Annotated in this window: 2 protein-coding genes; one reads left to right on the plus strand and one right to left on the minus strand. The window is 71.9% G+C overall.

Annotated features, from left to right (window positions below):
* Positions 1-705, minus strand: a 705-nt coding sequence (locus ACJOT3_RS34075; RefSeq protein WP_406977253.1) for a methionine ABC transporter ATP-binding protein, incomplete at its 3' end; no start/stop codon positions are given.
* A 667-nt stretch (positions 706-1,372) separates the two neighbouring features.
* Here ACJOT3_RS34075 and ACJOT3_RS34080 point away from each other — a divergent pair.
* The gene (locus ACJOT3_RS34080) at positions 1,373-2,416 is read left to right on the plus strand and encodes a coiled-coil domain-containing protein (protein WP_406977252.1); all 1,044 of its coding nucleotides are present in this window, start codon (positions 1,373-1,375) and stop codon (positions 2,414-2,416) included.
* Positions 2,417-2,440: the final 24 nt, after the last annotated feature.

Genomic DNA, 2,440 nt, shown 5'->3' on the forward strand with positions numbered 1-2,440 from the left:
GGAGCGGGCCAGCAGCGACCCGGGGGTGCCGATGAGGTCGAGCACCCGGCCCGCCTCGCGGAACTCGCCGTTCTCCATGATCGCGGCGGAGTCGCAGATCTTCTTGATCACGTCCATCTCGTGGGTGATCAGCAGGATCGTCAGCCCCAGCTCGTCGCGCAGGCGGCGCAGCAGGGCCAGGATCGAGTCGGTGGTGGCCGGGTCCAGGGCCGAGGTGGCCTCGTCGCTCAGCAGCACCTTGGGGTGGGAGGCCAGGGCGCGGGCGATGCCCACGCGCTGCTTCTGGCCGCCGGAGAGCTGGGACGGGTAGGCGCGGGCCTTGTCGCCCAGGCCGACCAGGTCCAGCAGTTCGCCCACGCGTTCGCGGCGCTCGGCGCGGCCGACACCGGCGACCTCCAGGGGGAAGCCGACGTTGCCCGCGACGGTGCGCGAGGAGAGCAGCGCGAAGTGCTGGTGGACCATGCCGATGCCGCGGCGGGCGGTGCGCAGCCGCGCCCCGCGCAGGGAGGTGAGCTCCTCCCCGGCGACGGTGACCGTCCCGGCGTCGGGGCGCTCCAGGAGGTTGACGGAGCGGAGCAGGGTGCTCTTGCCCGCGCCGCTCTGGCCCACGACCCCGTAGATCTCGCCGGGCTCCACGTGCAGGTCGACCCCGTTCAAGGCGGTCACCCGGTGTTTCTTCAACCTGTAGACCTTGTGCAGGCCCACTGCGTCAATCAACGGTCTTCCCATCGACGTTGGTCAGGGCGCCCGAGGTCGGCGACGGGCGCGCAGGAAAAGCGGAGAAGCTCGACGTGGGATCGACGCCCACGTCAGAGCGTACGGAGCGGTCCCGGACCGGGTGGAGGCGACGCGCCGTGGTGGGCGGTGCGGCGGTCGGGGCGCACAAATCCTCGGAAATTACCGCCCGGCCGATACCGGTCGGCCCGGGCGCCGGAGGAGGCGGGGGTCAGGCGGACGGGCGACAACAGCGACCACGACACCCCGTGGGGGTGTCCGCCCAGGTGGCGGTGGGTTTCGCCGGGATCCGTCCAGAAGCCTTCACGCCCACCACTCAACCATGGGGCGGCGGGTCGGATCACCGAAATCACACCCGCAGGGCGGGTTATCTGTGCCACATCACACCATTTGTCGGTTCGGAAATCATCCGATCCCTCCCGTATGGCTCCGGGAGTGCCTACACTCATGACCGTCCCGTTACCATCGCCCAGCGCCGATCGCCGCTCGCGATGACACGGGCTCCCGGTCCCCGGCGACGCACCCGTCGCCCCTCCTCCCCGTGCTCGGGGAGCGGCCCCGGCCGGGAGATCGACGAGAAGCAGAGCCCGCCCCGCCCCGTGCCCGGGTGCGCGCGGGCCCGAGGAGCGACCACACCGTGCACCCCGATGACCAGAGCCGCGTGGACGAGTTCGCCGATTTCTGGGCGCCCGACCCGCCGGCCGCGACCTGGCGCGAGACCCTGGCCGACGCCGCCTCCGCCCTGCCCCGGCGCCGCCGCGCCGGCCGGACGCGCGTCATCGCCCTCGCGCTCTCCCTGACCGCGGCGCTCGTCGCCCTGCCCCAGGCCCCGGCCCTGGCCCTGCCCATGGAGCCGGAGAGCATGGACTCCCTGCGCCAGCGCGCGGAGGCCCTGGGCGAGGAGTACAACGGCGAACTGCGCGACATGGAGGGTGTGATCCAGGAGGCCGAGCGCGCCACCGAGCGGGCCGAGAAGACCGCCGAGGAGGCCCAGGCCTCCAAGGAGCAGGTCCGCACCCTGGCGTACGCCTCCTACACCGGCAACGGCATCGACCCGTCCATGTCGCTCTTCGTCGACGCCGACCCCGACCAGATCATCGACCGCGCCGTGGTGATCGACTTCCTGGCGTCGAGCAACCAGGACAAGATCGCCGAGCTGGAGCAGGCGCTGGAGCGGGACGAGAAGGCCCAGGAGGCGGCCCAGGGGACCCTGGAGGAGGCCGAGGCCGACCTGGAGGAGCTGGAGGCGCGGCGCGAGGAGGTCCAGGAGCTGATCGCGGACCACCCCAACCAGCCGATGGGCGGCCCCTACAACGTCACCCCGCGCACCCAGCAGATGCGCGAACTGATCGAGGACGAGTTCGGCGAGGGCCGCGAGGTCGGCGGCATCGGCTGCTACCGGGCCGTGGGCGGCTGGGTCGTCGGCGAGCACCCCAAGGGCCGGGCCTGCGACTTCATGGTCAACGGCAACGGGCAGATGCCCTCCCAGGACCAGGTCGAGCGCGGCTGGGCGATCGCCGAGTGGGCCCGCGAGAACGCCGACCGGCTGGGGATCATGTACGTGATCTACCGCCAGCAGATCTGGGACGTCCGCCGCGGCGACACCGACTGGCGTGCGATGGCCGACCGCGGCAGCATCACCGAGAACCACTTCGACCACGTGCACATCTCGATGTTCTGATCCGGGTCCCGGCCCGGGCTGAGG

It is taken from the genome of Nocardiopsis protaetiae (assembly GCF_045446735.1).
GTDB classification, from domain to species: Bacteria; Actinomycetota; Actinomycetes; order Streptosporangiales; family Streptosporangiaceae; genus Nocardiopsis; species Nocardiopsis protaetiae.